The sequence below is a fragment of the Pseudomonas sp. JC1203 genome (assembly GCF_056175065.1).
In genome coordinates this window covers 151,449-174,214 of the sequence record NZ_JBWCAM010000015.1, presented here as the reverse complement: position 1 = coordinate 174,214, position 22,766 = coordinate 151,449, and the positions used below count along the sequence as shown (strand labels likewise).

The following is a 22,766-nucleotide window of genomic DNA, read 5'->3' as shown; positions in this document are numbered from 1 at the left end:
TAAGCGTAGTGCGGGGCAGGGCAAGGGGCGAATGAGGGTTGGCTATGGGGGTGATAGCTTGTGGGAGCTGGCTTGCCAGCGAGCTTTTGGGCCCTCGACAGCTCGCTGGCAAGCCAGCTCCCACAGGCGTAACAGCCTGTTTACAGCTTCAACTGGCCGATCGCCCGGTTCAGCTCTGTCGCCAGGCTGGCCAGGTCGCTGCTGGTGCTGGCCGAATCCACAGTCTGCTGTACGGTGTTCTCGGTTACGTCGCGAATGCTCACCACGGCGCGGTTCATCTCTTCGGCTACCTGGCTCTGCTGCTCGGCCGCCACGGCTATCTGCGTGTTGCTTTCGCGCATTTGCGCCACCGCGCCGGTGATCTGCGCCAGGGCCTGGCCGGCCTCGCGGGCCTGTTGCACGCAGTCGTCGGCCTTGAAAGAGCTTTCCTGCATGAAGTCCACGGCGTCGCGGGTGCCGGCCTGCAGGGCGGTGACCATGGTGGTGATTTCGTCGGTGGAGGTTTGCACGCGCCGGGCCAGGTTGCGTACCTCATCGGCCACCACGGCGAAACCGCGGCCCATCTCGCCGGCCCGCGCCGCTTCGATGGCGGCGTTCAGGGCCAACAGGTTGGTCTGCTCGGCGATGCTATGAATCACGCCCACCACGCCATTGATCTTCTGGCTGTCCTCGGCCAGGCGCTGGATCATTTCGGCCGTCTGCTGCACGCCGCTGGACAGGCCGGCGATGGACACCTGCACCCGGTCCACCACCTGCTGGCCGCTGCCGGCCAGGGTGTCGGCGCTTTGCGAGAGGTCGCGGGTGGCGCCGGCGTGCTGGGCGATGTGGTGCACGGTGGCGGTCATCTCGTTGATGGCGGTGGCGGCCTGGTCGGTCTCGCTCTGCTGGCCGAGCATGCCATGGCGCACCTGGCCCATGCTGCTGGCCAGGCGCGCGGCGCCTTCGTCCAGCTGCGCGGCGGTACGCGCCACGGTGCCGACCACGCGTTGGTAGCCGGCCTGCATGGCGTTGAACGCCACGGCCATCTGGCCCACCTCGTCGGCGCCGGCCACGGGCACGCGCGCCGACAGGTCGCCGGTTTTCTCGACGTGCAGAATCACGTCCTTGAGGGTGTTGAGTTGGCTCAACAAGAAGCGGATCAACAGCTGCGAAGCACCGAGCATGGCCAGCATCAGCACCAGCACGGCGCCGGCATACTGGGCGAAGCGCTCTTCGAACACCTGGGCGAAGCCCGGGCCCACGGCGCCGGGCGACAGCGCCTGCAGGTCGGCCACGCGGCCCTGTTGCTCCAGGTGGATGGCGTACAGCACCAGCAACAGGGTAGTGATGAAGGCGACCGCGTTCACGGCCCAGAATTTGTATTTGAGCGAGATGTTGCTAAGCCAGGTACCCATGGAGGTCTTCTCTGAATTCGCGGAGCATTAAAGGCAAGGTGCCATCATTGTTCCAGAAGACCTTTACGCAAATGTTGATGTGGATCAAGGCAGCGTCGGCAAACCGAAGAACACGCGTGCGCACGCGGTAGTGTGGGCGGCCAGGTCAGCAGCGCTTTCACCGCGGTGGCGGGCCACCTCGTTCAGCACTTCGGTCAAGTACGCCGGCTCGTTGCGGCCGTTTTTCGGCTTGGGCCGCAGGGTGCGCGGCAGCAGGTACGGTGCGTCGCTTTCCAGCATCAGCCGGCCTCGGGGAATGTTGCCCACCAGCGGGTGCAGGTGCGTGCCACGGCGCTCGTCGCAGATCCAGCCGGTAATGCCAATGTGCAGGTCCAGGTCCAGGTAGCTGAACAGCGCCTTCTGCTCGCCGGTGAAGCAGTGCACCACGGCGGCGGGCAGGCGGTCGCGGAAGTCCTTGAGGATGTCCAGCAGGCGCACGCTGGCGTCGCGCTCGTGCAGGAACACCGGGCGCTGCAGCTCCACGGCCAGGGCCAGGTGCTGCTCCAGCACTTTTTCCTGCTGCGGGCGCGGCGAGAAGTCGCGGTTGAAATCCAGCCCGCATTCGCCCACCGCCCGCACCCGTGGTTGGGCCAGCAGGTCACGCAACTGGCGCTCGGTGTCGGCATTCCAGTCGCTGGCGTGGTGGGGGTGGATGCCCGCGGTGCTGAACAGCCGCGTAGCACTTTCGTCCAGGCGTTCGCACAGGGCCAGGGCCTGCTCGCTGCCGGCTATTTCGGTGCCAGTCAGCACCAGTTGGGCTACGCCGGCGGCATAGGCGCGCTCAAGCACTGCCGCGTGCTTTTCGTCGAAGCTTGGGTTGGTCAGGTTGACGCCGATGTCGATGAGTTGCATGGTGTGCTACCTCAGGCCGCAGGCCCGACAGCATAACAGAGCGTGCGCAAGAACATTAAAGCCAAGAACTTCAAGACGTTATCGTGGTCTCTTGAGGTCGATTGAGATATCAGGCTGGAGACCCGATGCCCCGTCCCTCATTGTTGACCGTGCTGTTGTTAGCGTTGCTGGCGCCTTTGCCGGCGATGGCGCGCCTGGCCGGGCCGGTGCAAGTGGTGCATCCGGTCAAGGTCCACGACCTGGCCGATATTCGCCAGAGCCGCGTGCTGCGGGTGCTGGTCAACCAGAGCCGCAACAGCTCGGGCGAAGTGCAGGGCCAGTGCGTAGGCGCCGAGTTTCACCGCCTGCGCGCCTTCGAGCAGTACCTCAACGGCCATGCCGCCCCCGGGCAAGCTATCCACCTGAAGATCATCCCACGGCCCAAGGAGCAGCTGATCGGCGCGCTGCAACGCGGCGAGGGCGACCTGGTGGCGCCGGGTGAACTGATCGACATGCCCGACAACGCATTGGTCAGCGCCAGCGCGCCGGTGGTCAGCGACGTGCCGCTGGTGCTGGTAAGCGCCAAGGGCGCGCGGCGCTACAGCCGCGTCGAGCAACTGGCCGGCAAGACCGTGGCGCTGCCGGCCGGCAGCGCCGCCGCTGACGCCTTGCAGGCCATCAACCAGAAGCTTGCGCTGCGCAAGCTGGCGCCCGTCAAGGTGGAATGGGCGGACCCCAGCCTGGCCGTGGAAGATGTGCTGGAAATGGTGCAGGCCGGCATTCTGCCGATGACCATCGTCGAGCGGCCCATTGCCCAGCGCTGGGCCAAGGTGATGCCCAAGTTGATGCTGGAGGCAGGCGTGCACCTGGGCGCGCCGCAGCAGATGACCTGGTACGTGCGCAACGACGCCGCCCTGCTGCACGCCACTGTCGACCGGTTCCTGCAAGGTTACCGCACGCCCGCCGACCAGGACGCCGCCTTCACCCATGCCTATAAAGGCCTGTACCGCGTGCACAACCCGCTGGCGGCCAGCGACCGCCAGCGCCTGGAAAAACTGCGGCCGGTGTTGCAGCGCTATGCCCGCGAACAGAACATGGACTGGCTGAACCTGGCGGCCCTGGCCTACAAGGAGTCGCAGCTGGACCCTGCGGTGCGCGGCGGTGGCGGCGCCACCGGCCTGCTGCAGATCACCCCGTCGGCGGCCCGCCGGGTGGGCGTGGGCAACGTGCAGAACGTGGATAACAACGTGCAGGCGGCCGCCCGCTACCTGGCCATGATCCGCAAGAAGTTCTTCGCCAGCAGCAAGCTCAACGAGCGCGAACGCATGGCGTTCGTGCTGGCCGCCTACAACATGGGCCCCGAGCGGGTGCAGGCCATGCGCGCCGAAGCCCGCCGCCGCGGCCTGAACCCCAACCAGTGGTTCTTCCAGGTGGAGCGCGTGGCCATGGAGCAGGCCGGCATGCCGGCCGTGAGCTACGTCAATAGCGTGAACAAGTACTACCTGGCCTACGACCGCGAGCGTGACACCCTCGACCCCGGCGCCATGAAGGGCCGGCGCATCGCCTTCAACCGCTGACCTATCGCCTGACCCCAAAACCCGTAGCCGCTGCCGCAGGCTGCGCTGGCCCTCTACCTCACTGAAGATCTCCAGCGTGGGTAAGGGCCAGCGCAGCCTGGCAGCGGCTACGTCGATCGGAATATATCTATTTATTAGATTTGTATTGTCGTTTATTTGCGATTTTCTTATTCGATAGATCGATTAATATGGCCCCCATCAACTCCTACACCACTTTCGCAAGGGAATACGCCATGAACGCTTCGATCAAACGCCTCTTCACCACCAACGCCGGCCTGGGCTTCACCGTGCTGCGCATCCTGGTCGGGATCATCTTCGTCGCCCACGGCGGACAGAAACTCTTCGGCCTGTTCGGCGGCTACGGCCTGGAAGGCACCGGCCAGTGGATGGAAAGCATCGGTATCCACCCTGGCTACTGGATGGCCCTGCTGGCCGGTAGCGGCGAATTCTTCGGCGGCCTGGCCCTGGTCCTCGGCCTGCTGGTGCGCCCAGCCTCGCTGGTGCTGATCGTGACCTTGGTAGTGGCCATCCTCAGCGTGCACATCCACAACGGTCTGTTCATGGCCAACAACGGCTACGAATTCGCCCTGGCCCTGCTGGCCGGCACCATCGCCACTCTGGTGGAAGGCGCAGGCAAACTGTCCTTCGACCGCCTGATCAGCCGCGCCTGATACCCGTAGCCGCTGCCGCAAGGCAGCGGCTACAAGCCATACCCGTCAATCAATGGCCTGAATACCCTCGTTATTGACCATTCCCCGCATTGCCCCCGCCGCCCAGCTTGCGGACAATCCTCCCCAGGATTCGCCCACGAGCCACCCTCCATGCCGCACACCATCTTCTTCGCCCATGCCAACGGTTTCCCTTCCGGCACCTACGGCAAGTTGTTCGCCCAGCTGGCGCCCGACTTCAGCGTCGCGCACCTGCCGCAGCACGCCCACGACCCGCGCTTCCCGGTCACCGACAACTGGCCGGCGCTGATTGCCGAGCTGGTGCACCACCTGCGCCAGCAGCCGGCGCCAGTGTGGGGCGTGGGGCATTCGTTCGGCGGCTTGCTGCACCTGTATGCCGCGTTGCAGCACCCCGAGTTGTACCGGGGCGTGGTGATGCTCGATTCGCCGGCCTTGACCCTGGCGGACCAGTGGGTAATTCGCGCGGCCAAGCGCTTTGGCTTCATTGACCGCCTGACCCCCGCTGGGCGCACCTTGGGGCGCCGCGAGACGTTTGCGGACATCGAGGCGGCGCGGGCGTATTTTTCCCGCAAGTCACTGTTCCGCGATTTCGACCCCGACTGTTTCGAGGCGTACCTGCAGCATGGCCTGTGCGCGGACGCCGACGGCCTGCGCCTGCGGTTCGACCCTGCCACCGAGATCGACATCTACCGCAGCGTGCCCCACGTGCGCCCGGCCAGCACCCGGCGCCTGCGCGTGCCGCTGGCGCTGGTGCATGGCGCCGACAGCCGGGTGGTGCTCAGCCATCACGCGCGCATGGTGCGCGGGCTGGCCCAGGGGGAGACCCACCAGGTGGCCGGCGGGCACATGTTCCCGTTGGAACACCCGCTGGCGACCGCCGACCTGCTCAAGGGCATTGTCGCTCGCTGGCAGCAAAGCCAGGCGGCGTGCGCATGAGCAGTGGCGTGGAGGAAATTCGCCTGAGCCTGCCGCACATCGAATTGGCGGCTCACGTATTTGGCCCGGCTGACGGCCGTCCGGTGATCGCCCTGCACGGTTGGCTCGACAACGCCAACAGCTTCGCGCGGCTGGCGCCCAAGCTCGACGGCCTGCGCATACTGGCCCTGGACATGGCCGGGCACGGGCTGTCCCAGCACCGCCCGGCAGGCGCCGGCTATTCGCTGTACGACTACGCCCACGACGTACTGCAGGTCGCCGAACAGCTGGGCTGGCAGCGTTTTTCACTGCTGGGCCATTCACTGGGGGCGATTGTCTCGGTGGTGCTGGCCGGGGCGCTGCCCGAGCGCGTGGAGCGGCTGGCGCTGATCGACGCGGTGCTGCCGCCGGGTTCGCCGGGGCCCGGCACTGCCGAGCGCTTCGGCCAGGCGCTGCTGGAGCAGGTGGCCCTGCCGGGCAAGCGCAAGTCGGTCTACCCGGATTTCGACCGCGGGGTGGAGGTGCGCATGAAAGGCATGGTCGCGGTGAGCCGCGAGGCTGCCGAGCTGCTGGCCCAGCGCGGCTTGATGCCGGTGCCGGGCGGTTACAGCTGGCGCAGCGACAGCCGCCTGACGCTGCCCACGCCGCTGCGCATGAGCGAAGAGCAGGGCTGGTCGTTCGTGCAACGCATCGCCTGCCCCGCGCACCTGGTGGTGGCCGAGGAGGGCATGCTGGCCAAGCACGCGGCGCTGCTTTCCCGGCTACCCTTCAGTCACGAGCGGCTGCCGGGCGGCCATCATTTGCACCTGAATGACGAGGCCGGTGCTGCTCTTGTAGCAAGCTGTTTCAATCGCTTCTTCGCCATGCCTTGACTTGCGGTGGGCAAGTGTCGAGGCTTGGCGGGCTTAATGGGAAGCCGAGCATCGACAGGGAGACCTCCATGAACCACCGCCATACCACTGCGGCAGCCCCGCGATGAGGGCATGCCTGTTCGCCTTCACCTTCGCCACCGCCCTGGGTGCCAACGCCGCACAGCTTGCCAGCGTGGCGCCGCCCGCCGACGCCCAGGTGGTGGACCAGAAGCCCGCCACCGACGCCGAGCGCGTTTACCCGCTGGGCTCGGTGCGCAAAATCAGCAACCAGTTGCGCATGGACGCGCAGATCAGCGCCCGTGGCCAGGTCAGCTCGGTGACCTATGAACTGGCCAGCGGCACCTCGGCCACCGACGCGCTCAACGCTGCGCGCCAGGGCCTGCAGGACCAGGGCAGCCAAGTGCTGTTCTGGTGCGAGGCGCGCGATTGCGGCGAGTCCAGCCTGTGGGCCAACGACATCTTCGCCAACGCCAAGCTGGTGGGCGCCGATGAGCAGCAAAGCGTGATCCTGCTGCGCCATGCCGACTCGGGCCAGGACACCCTGGTGGCGCTGTACGCCATCAACCGTGGTGGCCGCCGCGCCTACCTGCACGTGGAGCAGTTCGTCGCCGCCAGCCCGCTGGGCACGGTGCTGCCCACCCCGGCCACACTGCTGCGTGAACTGCGCGGTACCGGCCGCCTGGACTACCCTGACCTGGGCGTGACGCCACCCCCTCCGGCCTGGGTGGCGCTGCTGGCGCGCAGCCTGAACCAGGACAGCACCCTGCGCGTGACCCTGGCCGGGCCCGCTGCCGAACCCTGGCGCCAGGCACTGGTGGCCCAGGGTGTGCGGGCGGCACGCCTGGAACTCGGTGACCCGGCGAAAAGCGGCCTGCACATCGACCTTATTCGCTGAGGAGGCGCGCCCTTCATGACGCTCAACAACGACCGCCTGCTGGTACAGATCATCCTGCTGGTGCTGCTGGGCGCTTGCCTGTGGGTAATGGCACCGTTCATTTCGGCGCTGCTCTGGGGCGCCATCCTGGCCTACGCCAGCTGGCCGCTGATGCGCCTGCTGACGCGCTGGCTGGGTGGCCGCGAGACCCTGGCGGCCAGCATTCTCACCCTGGGCTGGATTCTGCTGGTGATACTGCCGCTGGTGTGGCTGGGCTTCAACCTGGCCGACCATATCCGCGACGCCATCGCCTTCGTGCGCGACGTGCAGGTGGACGGCTTGCCGGCGGCGCCCGACTGGCTGCAGGCCCTGCCGCTGGTGGGGCCGCGCCTGGCCACCTGGTGGGACACCCTGGACCAGCAGGGCGCGGCACTGATGGCCAGCGTCAAGCCCTACCTGGGCCAGGTGGGCAACTGGCTGCTGGCGCGCAGCGCGCAGATCGGCGGCGGCATCCTGGAGCTGACCCTGAGCCTGGTGTTCGTGTTCTTCTTCTACCGCGACGGTCCGCGGCTGGCGGCCTTTGTGCTGCGGCTGCTGGAGCGGCTGGTGGGCGAACGCGCCGAGTATTACCTGGAACTGGTGGCGGGCACGGTGCAGCGCGTGGTCAACGGCGTGATCGGTACGGCGGCGGCGCAAGCGGTGCTGGCGCTGATCGGCTTCCTGATTGCCGGTATTCCCGGGGCGCTGGTGCTGGGCATCGTCACCTTCCTGCTCAGCCTGATCCCCATGGGGCCGCCGCTGGCATGGATACCGGCGACGGCGTGGCTGGCGTGGAAGGGCGAGTACGGCATGGCAGTGTTTCTGGGGGTGTGGGGCACATTCATCATCAGTGGCGTGGACAACGTACTCAAGCCCTACCTGATCAGCCGTGGCGGCGACTTGCCGCTGGTGATCGTGCTGCTGGGGGTGTTCGGCGGCCTGCTGGCCTTCGGCTTCATCGGCCTGTTCATTGGCCCGACGCTGCTCGCCATCGGCTACAGCCTGCTGCTGGACTGGACCCGCAGCGGCCACGGCGCCGTGCACAAACCCTGAGACGGGCAGCCCGAAGGCTGCCCGCGGCGTAAAGGTCAGGCGGCTGTGGTCAGCTGACTGCCCACGGTTTGTTGCGCGTTGGTAGCGTACTGCTTGGTCAGGGCGGCGATCATTTTGTTCAGCGCGGCAGCGGTATCGCTGCTGGCGGTGTCCGAACTGCTGCTGCCACTGCTGTTCTGGTCGCCCGAGGACTGCAGGGCGGCGGCCAGTTCCGAGGCGCTGACGGTGCCGTCCTTGTTGGTGTCCAGGTCGCTGAACACTTCGCTGGCCAGGCTGCTGGTCGACGAAGTGGAACTGCTGGACGAACTGCTGGACGACGAGCTGGTGGCGCTCAACGCGCTGCTCAGTTCGGTCTCGCTGATGCTGCCGTCGTCATCGCTGTCCAGTGCGCTGAACAGGTCATCGCTGGAAACGCTGGTCGGTGGCGGCGGAGGCGGGGGTTGCATGGCTGCGGCCAGCTCGTCCTTGCTCACGGTGCCATCGCCGTCGGTGTCCAGTGCCGAGAACAGTTCGCTGCTGTCATCGGTGGTGTCGCCGGCGCTGCTCAGGGCCGAGCTCAGCTCGTCGCTGCTGATGGAACCGCTGCCGTCGCTGTCGATGGCGCTCATCAGGTCGTCGACTGCGTCAGTGTTCGGCGCGCTGTCCTGGGTGGGCGGGGGTGGTGGCTGCAGGGCCGCCATCTCGTCCAGGGTCAGGCCATCGTCCGAGTCGCTGTCCAGGCTGCTGAAATTCTTGCTCAGCGTGACCAGGATACCGCCGTCGTTGGTGGTGCCACTGCTGGAACTGCTGGAAATCGCCGAATTCAGCTCGTCGCTGCTGACCTCGCCGTTGCCGTCGGTGTCGAGGCTGGCGAACAACTCTTCCTGGAACTTCTTCAGTTGCGCGCTGGAGCTGGTACTGCTGGTGCTGGTGTAGCTTGAATAACTACTGCTGCTTACGCCACTTATGGATGACATTGGGTGTGCTCCCCTGTTGTATGCCGGTTACAAACCGCCGGCGTGTAAAGAATCTATCGGGGGAATGTCGAGAGTGTGTGGGGTTTGTAAGGGGCGGGACATGGGGGCGGGGGTTTATAGCGAAAGTGTAGATTAGCCCTGTGGCGTAATCGCCAACCCCCACATCTACTGTGGGAGCTGGCTTGCCAGCGAGCTGTTGGGGCCCTGAAGCTCGCTGGCAAGCCAGCTCCCACAAAAAATGGCCGCGACGGGGAGGGGAGTCAGCGGGGTAGGCGAATGACGGCGGTCAGGCCGCCACCCGGTGTTTCTTCCAGGCTCAGCTGGCCGCCCAGGCGCTGGCACGCCTCGCGGGCGATGGTCATGCCCAGGCCGACGCCGCCGGAGTTGCGGTTGCGCGAGCCTTCCAGGCGGAAGAACGGCTCGAACACCGCTTCGCGCTTGTCGGCGCTGATGCCGGGGCCGTGGTCGATGACGCGGATGGTCACGGCATCGCGGGTGTCCTGGATGTCGACCAGGGTGGCGCCACCGTAGCGCAGGGCGTTGTCCATCAGGTTGCTGATGCACGAACGCAAGGCCATGGGCTGCACCTGCAACGGTGCGCAGGTGCCTTGGGCCTGGATGGCGGCGCCATGGTCCTGGGCGTTCTCTACCAGCGACTCGACCAACGCTTGCAGGTCATACCATTGCAGGGCCTCGCTGGTGCGCTGCTCGTGCAGGTAGGTCAGGGTGGCGTCGAGCATGCCGATCATGTCGTCGAGGTCCTGGCGCATCTGCCCCTGGAGCTTTTCGTTGTCGATCTGCTCCAGGCGCAGCTTGAGCCGTGACAACGGCGTGCGCAGGTCGTGGGACACGGCGCCGAGCATGCGCGCGCGTTGCTGCACCTGTTCGCGGATGCGTTGCTGCATGCGGTTGAAAGTGTGCGCCACCTGGCGAGCTTCCAGCGGGCCGGTTTCTTCCAGGGGCGGGGCGTCGAGGTTTTCGCTCAGGCGTTCGGCGGCTTCGCTGAAGCGCCGGATGGGCCGCGACAGCGCCTTGGCGCCAAACCAGGCGGCCACCACCAGGGTGATCAGCTGGAACAGCAGCGGCACGATGGGCCCGCCGAACATCGGCGGCGGTGGCCGGTGTTCCTCTTCACGCAGTTGCCTGGCGCCGAAATCGGCCAGGGCTTCGGGTGAAGGGTCGGGGCCCAGTTCCGCGCGCAACTCGCGCAGGTGTTCACGGTGCGGCGGGGGCGGGAAGCCGTACTGCTGGAACCAGAGGAAGGCCAGCAGGTGGGCGAAGATGATGGCAATCAGTGACACGCCGAACAGGCGGGCGAACAGCGTATCAGGGCTGCGCATCAACCAATGTCTCTCGCATCGAAGAGGTAGCCTTCACCGCGCACGGTCTTGATCAGCTGCGGTGCCTTGGGATCGTCGCCCAGCTTCTGGCGCAGGCGCGATACCAGCAGGTCGATGCTGCGGTCGAACGCTTCGATGGAGCGGCCGCGGGCGGCGTCCAGCAGTTGTTCGCGGCTGAGCACGCGGCGCGGGCGTTCCAGGAATACCCACAGCAGGCGGAATTCGGCGTTGGACAGCGGCACCACCAGGCCATCGGAGGAGATCAGCTGGCGCAGCACGCTGTTCAGGCGCCAGTTGTCGAAGCGCACGTTGGCACGCTGTTCGGTGCGGTCGTCACGCACGCGGCGCAGGATGGTCTGGATGCGCGCAACCAGCTCACGCGGTTCGAACGGCTTGGCCATGTAGTCGTCGGCGCCCAGTTCCAGGCCGATGATGCGGTCGGTCGGCTCGCAGCGGGCGGTCAGCATCAGGATCGGGATGTCGGATTCGGCGCGCAGCCAGCGGCACAGCGACAGGCCGTCTTCGCCGGGCAGCATCAGGTCCAGCACTACCACGTCGAAATTTTCTTCCAGCAGCGCCTGGCGCATGCCTTCCCCGTCGCTGACGCCCAGGGCCAGGATGCCGAAGCGGGCCAGGTAGTCGATCAGCAGTTCGCGAATCGGCACGTCGTCATCCACGATCAGGGCACGGGTGTTCCAGCGTTTGTCATCGTCGCCGACGAGGTTCTTGCTGGCATCGCTGAGGGGGAGCGGGGTGTTCTGCATGCTTGCGTTCATCTGCCTGGTATTGCTGCCAGCCGCGGCGACGGGGCCGCGTCAGTTACCCATGGGGTAAGCGTTCGCCCGGCGGGCTGGTAGTCATGTTCGGATTGGGAGCGGCCAGCGAGGGTCACTCGCAGGCGTGTCGCTGGAATGTCCGGTATGTATCAAGCTCGATACATTTGGCTACATTTTTCCCGTTTCGTTCTGGCAATGGCTCTACATCGGCATTCTTTACGAAAACTTTATGCCTGTCTTCGCCTTTCAGTCTCGTTCCTTTACGGCCTTGTTTCCGACAATACCGACCAACGGCCCTAAGCAGGGCTGGCTATTCCAACGAGGAGAAAGGCCATGAACGTGCTGGATGGGGTGGCACTGCTGCTGGCAGCAGGGCTGTTTGTGTATCTGACGGTGGCGCTGCTGCGCGCCGACCGGCACTAGGAGCGGCCATGCACAGCTATGATTACGCGCTGCTCGTGGCCTTCCTGGCCCTGGTGCTGGTTCCGGCGCCCTTCCTGGGCCGCTTCTACTACAACGTCATGGAAGGCCGACGGACCTGGCTCACGCCTGTTCTGGGCCCGGTGGAGCGCGGCTGCTATCGCCTTGCCGGGGTGGACCCTGCGCAGGAGCAAAGCTGGCAGCGCTACACCCTGGCCCTGCTGGCCTTCAACCTGGCCGGCTTCGTGCTGTTGATGGGTGTGCTGCTGTTCCAGCAGTACCTGCCCGCCAACCCGCAACACCTGCCTGGCATGGAATGGTCGCTGGCCTTCAACACCGCGGTCAGTTTCGTCACTAACACCAACTGGCAATCCTACAGTGGCGAGGCGTCGCTGAGCTACTTTAGCCAGATGGTCGGCCTTACCGTGCAGAATTTCGTCAGCGCCGCCACCGGCCTGGCCGTGCTGGTGGCGCTGTGCCGCGGCATTGGCCGGCGCTCGGCGAAAACCCTGGGTAACTTCTGGGCCGACCTGACCCGTGCCACCCTTTATGGCCTGTTGCCGCTGTGCCTGGTGCTGGCGTTGGTGCTGGTGTGGCAGGGCGTGCCGCAGACCTTCATGCATTACGTCAACTCGGTGACGGTGCAGGGCGCAGACCAGGTCATCCCACTGGGCCCGGCGGCCAGCCAGATAGCCATCAAGCAGTTGGGCACCAACGGCGGCGGTTTCTTCGGCGTCAACTCGGCCCACCCGTTCGAGAACCCCACGGCGCTGAGCAACCTGCTGGAAGTGGTGTCGATCATCCTGATACCGGTGGCGCTGGTGTTCACCTTCGGCCACTACGTGAAAGACATGCGCCAGAGCCGGGCGATCATCGCCTGCATGTTTGCGCTGTTCCTGATTGGTGGCGGCGTGGCGCTGTATGGCGAGTACCAGCCCAACCCGACGCTGCAAAGCGCCCAGGTGGAACAGGCGCCGCCGCTGGAAGGCAAGGAGGCGCGCTTTGGCACCACGGCCACGGCGCTGTGGGCGGTGACCACCACGGCGGCGTCCAATGGTTCGGTCAACGCCATGCATGACAGCCTCAACCCGCTCACCGGCATGGTGGCGCTGGTGAACATGATGGTCGGCGAGGTGATCTTCGGCGGCGTCGGTGCCGGCCTCTACGGCATGCTGCTGAACGTGCTGACGGCAGTGTTCCTGGCGGGCCTGATGATTGGCCGCACGCCGGAATACCTGGGCAAGAAAATCCAGGCCACGGAAGTCAAGCTGCTGGTGGTGACGCTGCTGGTAATGCCAATCGGCGTGCTGGTGCTGGGTGCCATCGCTGCCAGCCTGGCGGGCCCGGCGTCGGCGGTCAGCAACCCCGGCCCGCACGGTTTCAGCCAGTTGCTTTACGCCTACACCTCGGCCAGCGCCAACAACGGCTCGGCGTTCGGCGGCTTCAGCGCCAACACCGTGTTTCACAACCTGATGCTGGGCCTGGGCATGCTGATCGGCCGCTTCGGCTACATCCTGCCGATCATGGCCCTGGCCGGCAGCCTGGCGCTGAAAAAGACCGCGCCGCTGGGCAACAACAGCTTCCCCACCCACGGCCCGCTGTTCGTCACCCTGCTGACGGTGACCATCCTGCTGGTGGGCGGCCTGACCTTCCTGCCCACCCTGGCACTGGGGCCGATCGCTGAACAACTGAGCCTGGGCTTCTAAGGAACATGACCATGAATATGCCGATCCGTGTTGCCAAGCCGGCCGCGTCCGAAGCCGCCGGCACTGCCCAGAAAACCGCGTTCGCCGCCCTGTGGCGCCCGGCGCTGGTGCAGGCATTCGTCAAGCTTGACCCGCGCCAACTGCAGCGCGCGCCGGTGATGCTGGTGGTGGAACTCACTGCCATTCTCACCACGGTGCTGTGCGTGTTGCCCGAAGCGGGTGTGAGTACCGGGGTGGCGGTGCAGATTGCCCTGTGGTTGTGGTTCACCGTGCTGTTCGCCAACTTTGCCGAGGCCCTCGCCGAGGGCCGCGGCAAAGCCCGCGCCGACAGCCTCAAGGCTGGTAGCCAGGGCCTGGCTGCGCGCCGCCGCGACAGCGCCGGGCAGTTCCAGAACGTCGCCGCCGCCAGCCTGCGCAAGGGCGACGTGGTACGCGTCGAGGCCGGGGAGATGATCCCCGGCGACGGCGAGGTCATCGAAGGTATCGCCGCGGTCAACGAGGCGGCCATTACCGGCGAGTCGGCGCCGGTGATCCGCGAGTCGGGTGGCGACCGTTCGGCGGTCACAGGCAACACCCGCCTGGTGTCGGACTGGCTGCTGGTGAAAATCACCGCCAACCCGGGCGAATCGACCCTGGACCGCATGATCGCCTTGGTGGAAGGCGCCAAACGCCAGAAAACCCCCAACGAGATCGCCCTCGACATTCTGTTGATTGGCCTGACGCTGATCTTCCTGCTGGTGGTGGTGACCCTGCAGCCGTTCGCCCACTTCGCCAACGGCAGCCTGCCGCTGGTGTTCCTGGTGGCGCTGCTGGTGACGCTGATTCCCACCACCATCGGTGGCCTGCTGTCGGCCATCGGCATTGCCGGCATGGACCGCCTGGTGCGCCTGAACGTCATCGCCAAGTCCGGCCGCGCGGTGGAAGCGGCGGGGGATGTGCACGTGTTGCTGCTGGACAAGACCGGCACCATCACCTTCGGCAACCGCCGTTGCACCGCGCTGTACGCCGCCCCCGGCGTGACCGCCAAGGAGCTGGCCGAAGGTGCGCTGCTAGCGTCGCTGGCCGATGACACCGCCGAGGGCAAGTCCATCGTCGACTTCCTGCGCCAGCTGCACAGCCTGCCGGAACCGGCCGCCACGGAATTGGTGGCGGTGCCCTTCAGCGCCGAAACGCGCCTGAGCGGCGTCGACCATGCCGGGCGCATTTACCGCAAGGGCGCGGTGGACTCGTTGCTGGCCTTCGTGGGCATGGCGCGCCTGGAAATGCCCGCCGCCCTGGCCCGTGAAGTGGACAAGATCGCCCAGAGCGGTGGCACGCCGCTACTGGTGTGCCGCGACAAACGCCTGCTGGGCGCCATTCACCTCAAGGACGTGGTCAAGCCCGGCATTCGCGAGCGCTTCGACGAGCTGCGCAAGCTGGGCATCCGCACCGTGATGGTCACCGGCGACAACCCGCTGACTGCTGCCGCCATTGCCGCCGAGGCAGGTGTCGACGACGTGCTGGCCGAGGCCACGCCGGAGAAAAAACTGGCGCGCATTCGCCAGGAACAGGACGACGGCCGCCTGGTGGCCATGTGTGGCGACGGCGCCAACGACGCCCCGGCCCTGGCCCAGGCAGACGTGGGCATGGCCATGAACGACGGCACCCAGGCGGCGCGCGAGGCGGCCAACATGGTCGACCTCGACAGCGACCCCACCAAACTGCTGGACGTGGTGCAGATCGGCAAGGAACTGCTGGTGACCCGTGGCGCCCTGACCACGTTCTCCATCGCCAACGACGTGGCCAAGTACTTCGCCATCCTGCCGGCGCTGTTCGCCGCCATCTACCCGCAGTTGGGGGTGTTGAACGTGATGCACCTGGCCAGCCCGCAGAGCGCGATTCTATCGGCGATTGTGTTCAACGCGCTGATCATCGTCGTACTCATCCCGCTCGCTCTGCGCGGCGTGCGGGTGCAAGCGGCGAGTGCTGCGCACCTGCTGCGGCGCAACCTGTTGATCTATGGGTTGGGCGGAATCGTGGTGCCGTTCGTGGGCATCAAGCTGATCGACCTGCTGCTGACCGCCGTTCACCTGGTATGAGGAATTGATGATGTCGACTTATCTGCGTCCGGCCCTGAGCCTGATGGTATTGATGACCCTGATCACCGGCGTGGCCTACCCGCTGGCCGTGACGGCGGTGGCCCAGGTGGCCTTCCCTGAACAGGCCAATGGCAGCCTGGTGCACGATGAGGGCGGCAAGCTGCGCGGCTCCAGCCTGATCGCCCAGGCCTTCACGGGCGACGCCTGGTTCCACCCACGGCCGTCGGCCGGGGATTTCGCCACCGTGTCCAGCAGCGCCAGCAACCTGGCACCCAGCAACCCGGCACTGGCCAGCCGCATCAAGGACGATGCCGCCAAGCTGTATGTGGAGGGGCAGGGTGCGGTGCCGCTGGCCCTGTTGACCACCTCGGGCAGCGGCCTGGACCCGCACCTGCCGCCGGCCGCGGCCGATTACCAGGTGGCGCGCGTGGCCCAGGCGCGGCAGCTGCCCACTGCCACGGTGCAGCAACTGGTAGCCGAGCACACCGAGCGCTCGTTGTTCGGCCCGCCGGTGGTGAATGTGCTGGCTTTGAACATGGCGCTGGATCGGCTACCTTCAGCCCACTAACCCCGTAGCCTGGCGGCTGCGGCTACGGGTCTTCCATTCCTGGCGTTGAGTGATTTTCATGAGTGATGCCCTGCGCGCCGACGCGCTGCTGGCCCAACTGCCCCGCGATGGCCGCGGCCGCCTCAAGGTGTTCCTCGGCGCGGCCCCCGGCGTGGGCAAGACCTACGCCATGCTGCAGGCCGCCCACGGCCAGTTGCGCCAAGGTGTTGGCGTGTTGGCGGGGGTGGTGGAAACCCATGGCCGCGCCGAGACCGAGGCGCTGCTCGGCGGCCTGGCCCAGCAGCCGCTGGTGCGTTCCCAGTACCGCGGCGTGACCCTGGAGGAGATGGACCTCGACGGCCTGCTGCAGGCCGCGCCACAGCTGGTGCTGGTGGACGAACTGGCGCACAGCAACGCCCCCGGTGGCCGCCACGCCAAGCGCTGGCAGGACATTCAGGAACTGCTGGCCGCTGGCATCCACGTCTACACCACGGTCAATGTCCAGCACCTGGAAAGCCTCAACGACCAGGTGCTGGACATCACCGGCGTGCAGGTGCGTGAAACCCTGCCCGACTGGGTGCTGCAGGAGGCGGACGAGCTGGTGCTGATCGACCTGCCGCCGCGCGAACTGCTGGAGCGCCTGCGCGACGGCAAGGTGTACGTGCCCGAACAGGCGCGAGCGGCCATCGACGCCTTCTTTACCCAGACCAACCTCACCGCCCTGCGCGAGCTGGCCATGCAGACCGCCGCCGCCCAGGTCGACGCCGACCTGGCGCAAGGTTACCGGCGCATGGGCCAGGCCGCCCCGGCGTTGCGCGGGCGGTTGCTGGTGGGCATTGACGGCGATGCCCAGGCCGAGCGCCTGGTGCGCCACGCCAGCCGGGTGGCGCAGCGCCGGCACCTGCCCTGGAGCGTGGTGCACGTGGACACCGCCACGGCCCGCGACGAACTCAGCCGCCAGCATTTGCAGAACGCCCAGCAACTGGCCGAGCGCCTGGGCGGTGAAGTGGTGGTGCTGCGCGCCGGCGAAGTGGCCAGAACCTTGATCCAGCATGCCGCCGAACGCCGCGCCAGCCTGGTGCTGGTGGGCCAGTCGCGGCCGTTGTGGTACCGCCGCTGGCTGGGCGGCGGCCTGGGCCCGCGGCTGCTGCGCGACACCCATGGGCTGGAAATCAACGTGCTCGACCGCGATGAAGCGCGGCCGCTGCCCCGTGCCCATGGGGCAGGCGAGTGGGTGTGGTTCGACTACCTGTTGGCGCTGTTCGCCACCCTTGCCGCCAGCGGCCTGGCCTCGGCGGTGGCCAGCGTGCTGGCGCTGCCGAACATCTCGCTGGTGTTCCTGGCGGCGGTGCTGCTGGTGGCGGTGCGCAGCAGCCTGGGGCCGGCGCTGGTGTGCGCGGCGCTGTCGTTCCTGGCGTATGACTTTCTGTTCATTCCGCCGACCTTCTCGCTCACCATCTACCGCGAAGAGGACGTGCTGACCCTGCTGTTTTTCCTGCTGATGGCGGCGCTCACCGGCAACCTCGCCGCGCGCCAGCGCCGGCAGTTGCAGGCGCTGCGCGACACCCAGGAAGAGACCAGCGAACTGCTCGACCTGTCACGCAAGCTCACCGCCGCCACCGACCGCCAGGCCGTGCTCAGCGCCGCCGCCCAGCACCTGCAGGGCTGGCGCGAGTTGCAGGTGTGGGTGGCCGAGCGCGACGGCCATCAGGGCTGGAAAGACCCTGGCGGCCACCCCATTCCCCTCAGTGACACCGAACGTGCTGCCGCCGACTGGGCCTGGCAGCATGACCAACCGGCCGGCATGGGCACCGGCACCTTGCCCTCGGGGCGCTGGTGGTGGACGCCTGTGTCACTGCAGGACGGCCCATTGGTGCTGCTGGGCGTGCGCGACCGCGACGGCCGCGCCTTGAGCGCCCAGCGCCGGCGGCTGCTCGGTGCCCTCAGCCAGCCGCTGGCCCAGGGCCTGGCCCGGGCGCAGCTGGCCCAGGACCTGGAGGCGGCACGCCTGCACGGTGAAACCGAGCAGCTGCGCAGCGCGCTGCTGGCCTCGGTGTCCCACGACCTGCGCACACCGCTGACGGCCATGCGCGGCAGCATCGACAGCCTGCTGGCGCTGGGCGAGGCCATCCCGCGTGCCGACCGCCAGGAGCTGCTGGAAGGCACCCGCGATGAAGCCGAGCGGCTGGACCGCTACATCCAGAACCTGCTCGACATGACCCGCCTGGGCCACGGCGCCCTGAAGCTTGCGCGCGACTGGGTGGCGCCGGCCGACATTGTCGGCAGCGCCCTCAACCGCCTGCGCGCGGTGCTGGCGCCGCTGGACGTGGCGGTGGAGGTGCCGGGGCAGCTGCCGCTGCTGTACGTGCATGCCGCGCTGATCGAGCAGGCGCTGATCAACGTGCTGGAAAACGCCGCGCGTTTTTCGCCACCCCACGGCCGCCTGCTGATACGCGCTGCCGCCAGCGGCGAGGAGCTGAGTTTCGCCGTCAGCGACCAGGGCCCGGGTATTCCCGAGGAGGAGCGGGCAAAAATCTTCGACATGTTCTACACCGCCGCCCGTGGCGACCGCGGTGGCCAGGGCACCGGCCTGGGCCTGGCGATCTGCCAGGGCATGATCGGCGCCCACGGCGGGCGCATCCTGGTGAGCGACGGCCTGGATGGCCACGGCACCTGCATCACTCTATGCTTGCCGGTGCAACCGCAACCCGGCCTGGAAAGTGAAGCCTGAACATGAGTCAAACCGCGACCCTGCTGGTGATCGACGATGAACCGCAGATCCGCAAGTTCCTGCGCATCAGCCTGGCTTCCCAGGGCTACAAGGTGCTGGAAGCCGGCACCGGCGCCGAAGGCCTGAGCCAGGCCGCGCTGGGCGGCCCGGACCTGGTGGTGCTGGACCTGGGCCTGCCGGACATGGACGGCCAGCAGGTGCTGCGCGAGCTGCGTGAATGGAGCCAGGTGCCGGTGCTGGTGCTGTCGGTGCGCGCCAGCGAGACCCAGAAGGTGGAAGCCCTGGACAACGGCGCCAATGACTACGTCACCAAGCCGTTCGGCATTCAGGAGTTCCTGGCGCGCATCCGTGCCCTGTTGCGCCAGGTGCCCAGCGGCGATGCGCCGCTGGCGCCGGTGAGCATTGGCGGCTTGCTGATTGACCTGGGGCTGCGCCGGGTGACGCTGGATGGCGCCGAGGTGGCGCTGACCCGCAAGGAATATGCGGTGGTGGCGCAGCTGGCGCGTTTCCCCGGGCGGGTGATTACCCAGCAGCAGCTGCTGAAGGACATCTGGGGGCCGACACATGCCGAGGACAGCCACTACCTGCGCATCGTGGTGGGGCATATTCGGCAGAAGCTCGATGATGACCCGACGGCGCCGCGCTACATCATCACTGAGCCGGGGGTGGGGTATCGTCTTCTGGCCAATCCCTGACGCGGCCTGCGGCCGCTGCTACGCGGATTTTCGTCGTGTTATTCATCGAACGCCGGCGCGTCATCGATTCCCGTAGCAGCGGCCGCAGGCCGCGTCCATGGTTCAGGCGCTGCGAATACGCTTGCGCGCGCTGCGCATCAGGCGCACCAGCAGCATCGCCGCCGCACAGGTGAGGCCCACGATCAGCCCCTGCCACAACCCGCTCGGCCCGGCCGGCGCGCCCAGCCAGTCAGTGAGGCCCAACAGGTAACCCACCGGCAGGCCAATGCCCCAGTAGGCAAACAGCGTCAGCAGCATGGTCACCCGCGTGTCCTGGTAACCGCGCAAGGCGCCAGCGGCCGTGACCTGGATGGCGTCCGAGAACTGGAACAGCGCCGCATACACAATCAGCATGGCGGCAATGTGCAGCACCGCCGGGTCGGCGGTGTAGATGCGCGCGATGTGCTCGCGGCCCAGGTACATCAACGTCGCCGAGAAACACGCGTAGGCCAGCGCCGAGGCCATGCCGATGCCGGCGGCGAAGCGTGCCTCGCGCGGCAGGCCGCGGCCCAGGGCCTGGCCGACGCGGATGGTCACGGCCATGCCCAGCGAGAACGGAATCATGAACACCATGGAGCTGATGCTCAGGGCGATCTGGTGGCCGGCGACCACGGTGGAGCCCAGGCTGCCGATCAGCAGGGCGATGACGGCGAAGATGCTCGACTCGGCGAATACCGCGATGCCGATCGGCAGGCCGATGCCCAGCAGGCGCTGGATGACCGGCCATTGCGGCCACTGGAACTGGCCGAAGACGTTGGCCGCGCGGTAGGCAGGCGCCCAACGCACCCAGGCGGCCATGCCCAGCAGCATCATCCACATCACGCTGGCGGTGGCCCAGCCACAGCCCACGCCGCCCATGGCGGGCACGCCCAGATGGCCGTAGATGAATACGTAGTTCAGCGGGATGTTCAGCGCCAGCCCGCACAGCCCCAGCACCATGCTCGGCCGGGTGCGGCCCATGCCGTCGCTGCAGCAGCGCAGCACGTGGTACAGCGCCACCGACGGCAGGCCGGTGCCGATGCCGCGCAAATAGCCCATGCAGGGTGCTATCAGCTCCGGGTCCACTTTCATCAGGTGCAGCACCGGCTCGGCGTTGAACAGCAGCAGGCTGGCGCCCAGCCCGGCGGCCAGCGCCAGCCACAGCGCCTGGCGTACCAGCGGGCCGATCTCGGCCGGGGTGCCGGCGCCATGGCGCTGGGCGACCTTGGGCGTGGTGGCCAGCAGAATGCCGGTCATCAGCAGGAACACCGGCACCCAGATCGAGTTGCCCAGCGCCACGGCGGCCAGGTCACGGGGGCCGACGCGGCCGGCCATCACGGCATCGACAAAGCCCATGGCGGTGTGCGCCAACTGCGCGATCATGATCGGGCCGGCCAGGGCCAGCAGCGTGCGCAATTCCAGGCGCACCCGGGCAGGGCGGGTAAGGGGGGTGGTCATGTCGGTTGCAGCTGCGGTCACGGGGCGTAGTCCACTGATGGGCGCGGAAAACCGCCCATTCTACGCCTTGACGCCGTGGTCAGGAAACACTTGCCACGCGCTTCGTGACGGCGCGCCCGGCTGCGCCTAAACTGCCGCCCATACTGGGGAGCTTGCCATGCTGATTGTTGCTGACGAAAACATTCCACTGCTTGAAGAATTCTTTGCAGGTTTCGGCGAAATTCGCCGGGTACACGGGCGCAGTGTCGATGCCGACGCGGTGCGCGATGCCGACGTGCTGCTGGTGCGCTCCATCACCAAGGTCAACCGCGCCTTGCTGGAAGGCAGCAATGTGCGCTTCGTCGGCACCTGCACCATCGGCACCGACCACCTGGACCTGGACTACTTCGCCGAGGCCGGCATTCGCTGGTCCAGCGCCCCGGGTTGCAACGCCCGCGGCGTGGTGGACTACGTGCTGGGCGCGCTGGTGACCCTGGCCGAGCTGGAAGGCGCAGCCCTTGCCGGCCGCACTTATGGCGTGGTCGGCGCCGGCCAGGTGGGCTCGCGGTTGATTCGCGTGCTGCGCGGGCTGGGCTGGGACGTGAAGGTCTGCGACCCGGTGCGCCAAGCGGCCGAGGGCGGCGATTACGTCAGCCTGGACGAAATCATCGCCCAGTGCGATGTGATCAGCCTGCACACCCCGCTGAGCAAGAGCGGCAGCCACCCCACCTGGCACTTGCTGGGCGCCGAGCGCCTGGCGCGGTTGAAACAGGGCACCTGGCTGATCAACGCCGCCCGTGGCCCGATTGTCGACAACCAGGCGCTGAAGGACGTGCTGATCGAGCGCGACGACCTGCAGGCGGTGCTGGATGTATGGGAGCACGAGCCTGGCGTCGACGGTGAACTGGCCGACCTTTGCGTGCTGGCCACCCCGCACATCGCCGGCTACAGCCTGGACGGCAAGCAGCGCGGTACCGCGCAGATCTACCAGGCCTACTGTGCGTTCCGCGGCGAGCCGGCCAGCGTGCAACTGGCCGACCTGCTGCCGCCGCCGTGGCTGTCGGAAGTGGCGTTGAACGGCCTTGCCGACCCTGTGCAGGCGCTGGCCATGCTGTGCCGCGCAGTGTATGACCCGCGCCGTGATGACGCCGATTTCCGTCGCAGCCTGACCGATAACGATGCCCAGCAGCGGCTGGCGTTCGACGGGCTGCGCAAGAATTACCCCACCTCGCGTCGCGAAATCGAAGGGCTGCGGGTGCGCCTGGACGGCTATTCGCCGGACCTGCGCAAGCTGGCCACGGCGCTGGGTTGCGAGCTGGTGTAGCAGCGGTCGCGAGGCCGCGTCACAGGCGCAAAAAAGAAAACCCGGCGCATGGCCGGGTTCACGGGGTGGCGCGGGTCGTCAGTCTTGTTTGGCAGGGGCAGGTTTGACCAGACGTTTTTCCAGTTCCTGGCAGGCATCCTGGATCATGTCTTCGGTGATAGGGATCTCTTGTCCCTTGGCATCGATAATGGAGCCGCCGGCCGCCTGGTGCGGCTGGATGCGGCGTACTTCCACGGTTTGGTTACTGCTGCTGTGCAAGCCCATGGCCCGTCTCCTCATCAGGTTTAGTGCTCAGAGTAGGGTCGCCAGATGACTGCCTCGTGACATCCCTGTGCAGCCTGGCGACGCTTTCAGTCCACCAGAAAGCGCTGGAAACCGCCAGCCCGTGCTTAGACCAAAAGCATCTAGGCCAAGGTCTGGCAGGTCCTGTTAAGGTGACCGGCCCTGGCATCGGG

The 22,766-nt window shown here is 67.0% G+C and carries 20 protein-coding genes; 13 read left to right on the top strand and 7 right to left on the bottom strand.

The window, feature by feature from the left end; translation table 11 throughout:
- Positions 1 to 140 precede the first annotated feature (140 nt).
- Both AC0SZ7_RS21980 and AC0SZ7_RS21975 read right to left on the bottom strand, forming a co-directional pair.
- Positions 141 to 1,394 carry a methyl-accepting chemotaxis protein gene (locus AC0SZ7_RS21980; RefSeq protein ID WP_475506341.1) on the bottom strand — a complete coding sequence of 418 codons (1,254 nt, stop codon included), beginning with the start codon at positions 1,392 to 1,394 and terminating at the stop codon, positions 141 to 143.
- Between the two features lie 84 nt (positions 1,395 to 1,478).
- Positions 1,479 to 2,285, bottom strand: a complete 807-nt coding sequence (locus AC0SZ7_RS21975) for a TatD family hydrolase (RefSeq protein WP_475506340.1) — start codon at positions 2,283 to 2,285, stop codon at positions 1,479 to 1,481.
- A 125-nt stretch (positions 2,286 to 2,410) separates the two neighbouring features.
- Between AC0SZ7_RS21975 and AC0SZ7_RS21970 the strand changes: the two genes are divergently transcribed.
- The 6 genes from AC0SZ7_RS21970 to AC0SZ7_RS21945 all read left to right on the top strand — a co-directional run bounded on the left by AC0SZ7_RS21970 (position 2,411) and on the right by AC0SZ7_RS21945 (position 8,283).
- Positions 2,411 to 3,841, top strand: coding sequence for an MltF family protein (locus tag AC0SZ7_RS21970; RefSeq protein ID WP_475506339.1), 1,431 nt, complete (start codon positions 2,411 to 2,413; stop codon positions 3,839 to 3,841).
- Between the two features lie 233 nt (positions 3,842 to 4,074).
- The gene (locus AC0SZ7_RS21965; RefSeq protein ID WP_416423213.1) at positions 4,075 to 4,512 is read left to right on the top strand and encodes a DoxX family protein; all 438 of its coding nucleotides are present in this window, start codon (positions 4,075 to 4,077) and stop codon (positions 4,510 to 4,512) included.
- A 150-nt stretch (positions 4,513 to 4,662) separates the two neighbouring features.
- On the top strand, positions 4,663 to 5,466 hold the full coding sequence (locus tag AC0SZ7_RS21960) for an alpha/beta fold hydrolase (RefSeq protein ID WP_475506338.1): 804 nt from the start codon (positions 4,663 to 4,665) through the stop codon (positions 5,464 to 5,466).
- Entirely contained in the window at positions 5,463 to 6,317 is an 855-nt protein-coding gene (locus tag AC0SZ7_RS21955) for an alpha/beta hydrolase (protein ID WP_475506337.1), read from the top strand. The genes AC0SZ7_RS21960 and AC0SZ7_RS21955 overlap by 4 nt, the downstream gene beginning before the upstream one ends.
- Before the next feature lie 103 nt (positions 6,318 to 6,420).
- Positions 6,421 to 7,212: a DUF4892 domain-containing protein gene (locus AC0SZ7_RS21950; protein ID WP_475506336.1), complete on the top strand. Its 792-nt coding sequence runs from the start codon at positions 6,421 to 6,423 to the stop codon at positions 7,210 to 7,212.
- Positions 7,213 to 7,227: 15 nt separating this feature from the next.
- Positions 7,228 to 8,283 (top strand): AI-2E family transporter, encoded by a 1,056-nt coding sequence (locus tag AC0SZ7_RS21945; protein WP_475506335.1) that lies wholly within the window; start codon positions 7,228 to 7,230, stop codon positions 8,281 to 8,283.
- Positions 8,284 to 8,318: 35 nt separating this feature from the next.
- On the opposite strand, the gene xopAW is transcribed toward AC0SZ7_RS21945, so the two are convergent.
- From xopAW to AC0SZ7_RS21930, 3 genes are all read right to left on the bottom strand, one after another.
- Positions 8,319 to 9,239: a XopAW family type III secretion system calcium-binding effector gene (xopAW, locus tag AC0SZ7_RS21940; RefSeq protein WP_475506334.1), complete on the bottom strand. Its 921-nt coding sequence runs from the start codon at positions 9,237 to 9,239 to the stop codon at positions 8,319 to 8,321.
- Positions 9,240 to 9,499: 260 nt separating this feature from the next.
- The gene (locus tag AC0SZ7_RS21935) at positions 9,500 to 10,579 is read right to left on the bottom strand and encodes a sensor histidine kinase (protein WP_475506333.1); all 1,080 of its coding nucleotides are present in this window, start codon (positions 10,577 to 10,579) and stop codon (positions 9,500 to 9,502) included.
- Positions 10,579 to 11,343, bottom strand: coding sequence for a response regulator (locus AC0SZ7_RS21930; RefSeq protein WP_008371971.1), 765 nt, complete (start codon positions 11,341 to 11,343; stop codon positions 10,579 to 10,581). The genes AC0SZ7_RS21935 and AC0SZ7_RS21930 overlap by 1 nt, the downstream gene beginning before the upstream one ends.
- Positions 11,344 to 11,688: 345 nt before the next feature.
- On the opposite strand from AC0SZ7_RS21930, the gene kdpF reads away from it, so the two are divergent.
- From kdpF to AC0SZ7_RS21900, 6 genes are read left to right on the top strand one after another with little or no spacing between them, the layout of a single operon-like run.
- On the top strand, positions 11,689 to 11,778 hold the full coding sequence (kdpF, locus tag AC0SZ7_RS21925; protein ID WP_416423220.1) for a K(+)-transporting ATPase subunit F: 90 nt from the start codon (positions 11,689 to 11,691) through the stop codon (positions 11,776 to 11,778).
- 8 nt (positions 11,779 to 11,786) lie between these two features.
- The gene (gene kdpA, locus AC0SZ7_RS21920) at positions 11,787 to 13,481 is read left to right on the top strand and encodes a potassium-transporting ATPase subunit KdpA (RefSeq protein WP_475506332.1); all 1,695 of its coding nucleotides are present in this window, start codon (positions 11,787 to 11,789) and stop codon (positions 13,479 to 13,481) included.
- 17 nt (positions 13,482 to 13,498) lie between these two features.
- Positions 13,499 to 15,559 carry a potassium-transporting ATPase subunit KdpB gene (gene kdpB, locus AC0SZ7_RS21915; protein ID WP_475506365.1) on the top strand — a complete coding sequence of 687 codons (2,061 nt, stop codon included), beginning with the start codon at positions 13,499 to 13,501 and terminating at the stop codon, positions 15,557 to 15,559.
- A gap of 10 nt (positions 15,560 to 15,569) precedes the next feature.
- A complete protein-coding gene (gene kdpC, locus AC0SZ7_RS21910; RefSeq protein ID WP_475506331.1) occupies positions 15,570 to 16,127 on the top strand; it encodes a potassium-transporting ATPase subunit KdpC in 558 nt (185 codons plus the stop codon).
- 58 nt (positions 16,128 to 16,185) lie between these two features.
- The gene (locus AC0SZ7_RS21905) at positions 16,186 to 18,837 is read left to right on the top strand and encodes a DUF4118 domain-containing protein (protein ID WP_475506330.1); all 2,652 of its coding nucleotides are present in this window, start codon (positions 16,186 to 16,188) and stop codon (positions 18,835 to 18,837) included.
- A gap of 2 nt (positions 18,838 to 18,839) precedes the next feature.
- Positions 18,840 to 19,532 carry a response regulator gene (locus tag AC0SZ7_RS21900; protein WP_475506329.1) on the top strand — a complete coding sequence of 231 codons (693 nt, stop codon included), beginning with the start codon at positions 18,840 to 18,842 and terminating at the stop codon, positions 19,530 to 19,532.
- A gap of 102 nt (positions 19,533 to 19,634) precedes the next feature.
- Here the strand turns inward: AC0SZ7_RS21900 and AC0SZ7_RS21895 are convergent, their stop codons facing one another.
- A complete protein-coding gene (locus AC0SZ7_RS21895; protein WP_475506364.1) occupies positions 19,635 to 21,008 on the bottom strand; it encodes an MATE family efflux transporter in 1,374 nt (457 codons plus the stop codon).
- 157 nt (positions 21,009 to 21,165) lie between these two features.
- Between AC0SZ7_RS21895 and pdxB the strand changes: the two genes are divergently transcribed.
- The gene (gene pdxB / locus AC0SZ7_RS21890; RefSeq protein WP_475506328.1) at positions 21,166 to 22,311 is read left to right on the top strand and encodes a 4-phosphoerythronate dehydrogenase PdxB; all 1,146 of its coding nucleotides are present in this window, start codon (positions 21,166 to 21,168) and stop codon (positions 22,309 to 22,311) included.
- A 78-nt stretch (positions 22,312 to 22,389) separates the two neighbouring features.
- Here the strand turns inward: pdxB and AC0SZ7_RS21885 are convergent, their stop codons facing one another.
- On the bottom strand, positions 22,390 to 22,575 hold the full coding sequence (locus AC0SZ7_RS21885; protein WP_475506327.1) for a PA1571 family protein: 186 nt from the start codon (positions 22,573 to 22,575) through the stop codon (positions 22,390 to 22,392).
- Positions 22,576 to 22,766 lie beyond the last annotated feature (191 nt).

What these genes read in the sequence shown, in the direction of transcription:
- AC0SZ7_RS21895 (WP_475506364.1), bottom strand. Translation starts at nt 21,008, where the DNA reads ATGACCACCCCCCTTACCCGCCCTGCCCGGGTGCGCCTGGAATTGCGC.
- AC0SZ7_RS21930 (WP_008371971.1), bottom strand. Translation starts at nt 11,343, where the DNA reads ATGCAGAACACCCCGCTCCCCCTCAGCGATGCCAGCAAGAACCTCGTC.
- AC0SZ7_RS21885 (WP_475506327.1), bottom strand. Translation starts at nt 22,575, where the DNA reads ATGGGCTTGCACAGCAGCAGTAACCAAACCGTGGAAGTACGCCGCATC.
- pdxB (WP_475506328.1), top strand. Translation starts at nt 21,166, where the DNA reads ATGCTGATTGTTGCTGACGAAAACATTCCACTGCTTGAAGAATTCTTT.
- kdpB (WP_475506365.1), top strand. Translation starts at nt 13,499, where the DNA reads ATGCCGATCCGTGTTGCCAAGCCGGCCGCGTCCGAAGCCGCCGGCACT.
- kdpC (WP_475506331.1), top strand. Translation starts at nt 15,570, where the DNA reads ATGTCGACTTATCTGCGTCCGGCCCTGAGCCTGATGGTATTGATGACC.
- AC0SZ7_RS21950 (WP_475506336.1), top strand. Translation starts at nt 6,421, where the DNA reads ATGAGGGCATGCCTGTTCGCCTTCACCTTCGCCACCGCCCTGGGTGCC.
- AC0SZ7_RS21905 (WP_475506330.1), top strand. Translation starts at nt 16,186, where the DNA reads ATGAGTGATGCCCTGCGCGCCGACGCGCTGCTGGCCCAACTGCCCCGC.
- AC0SZ7_RS21980 (WP_475506341.1), bottom strand. Translation starts at nt 1,394, where the DNA reads ATGGGTACCTGGCTTAGCAACATCTCGCTCAAATACAAATTCTGGGCC.
- AC0SZ7_RS21900 (WP_475506329.1), top strand. Translation starts at nt 18,840, where the DNA reads ATGAGTCAAACCGCGACCCTGCTGGTGATCGACGATGAACCGCAGATC.
- AC0SZ7_RS21970 (WP_475506339.1), top strand. Translation starts at nt 2,411, where the DNA reads ATGCCCCGTCCCTCATTGTTGACCGTGCTGTTGTTAGCGTTGCTGGCG.
- AC0SZ7_RS21935 (WP_475506333.1), bottom strand. Translation starts at nt 10,579, where the DNA reads ATGCGCAGCCCTGATACGCTGTTCGCCCGCCTGTTCGGCGTGTCACTG.
- AC0SZ7_RS21965 (WP_416423213.1), top strand. Translation starts at nt 4,075, where the DNA reads ATGAACGCTTCGATCAAACGCCTCTTCACCACCAACGCCGGCCTGGGC.
- AC0SZ7_RS21945 (WP_475506335.1), top strand. Translation starts at nt 7,228, where the DNA reads ATGACGCTCAACAACGACCGCCTGCTGGTACAGATCATCCTGCTGGTG.
- xopAW (WP_475506334.1), bottom strand. Translation starts at nt 9,239, where the DNA reads ATGTCATCCATAAGTGGCGTAAGCAGCAGTAGTTATTCAAGCTACACC.
- AC0SZ7_RS21955 (WP_475506337.1), top strand. Translation starts at nt 5,463, where the DNA reads ATGAGCAGTGGCGTGGAGGAAATTCGCCTGAGCCTGCCGCACATCGAA.
- kdpA (WP_475506332.1), top strand. Translation starts at nt 11,787, where the DNA reads ATGCACAGCTATGATTACGCGCTGCTCGTGGCCTTCCTGGCCCTGGTG.
- AC0SZ7_RS21975 (WP_475506340.1), bottom strand. Translation starts at nt 2,285, where the DNA reads ATGCAACTCATCGACATCGGCGTCAACCTGACCAACCCAAGCTTCGAC.
- kdpF (WP_416423220.1), top strand. Translation starts at nt 11,689, where the DNA reads ATGAACGTGCTGGATGGGGTGGCACTGCTGCTGGCAGCAGGGCTGTTT.
- AC0SZ7_RS21960 (WP_475506338.1), top strand. Translation starts at nt 4,663, where the DNA reads ATGCCGCACACCATCTTCTTCGCCCATGCCAACGGTTTCCCTTCCGGC.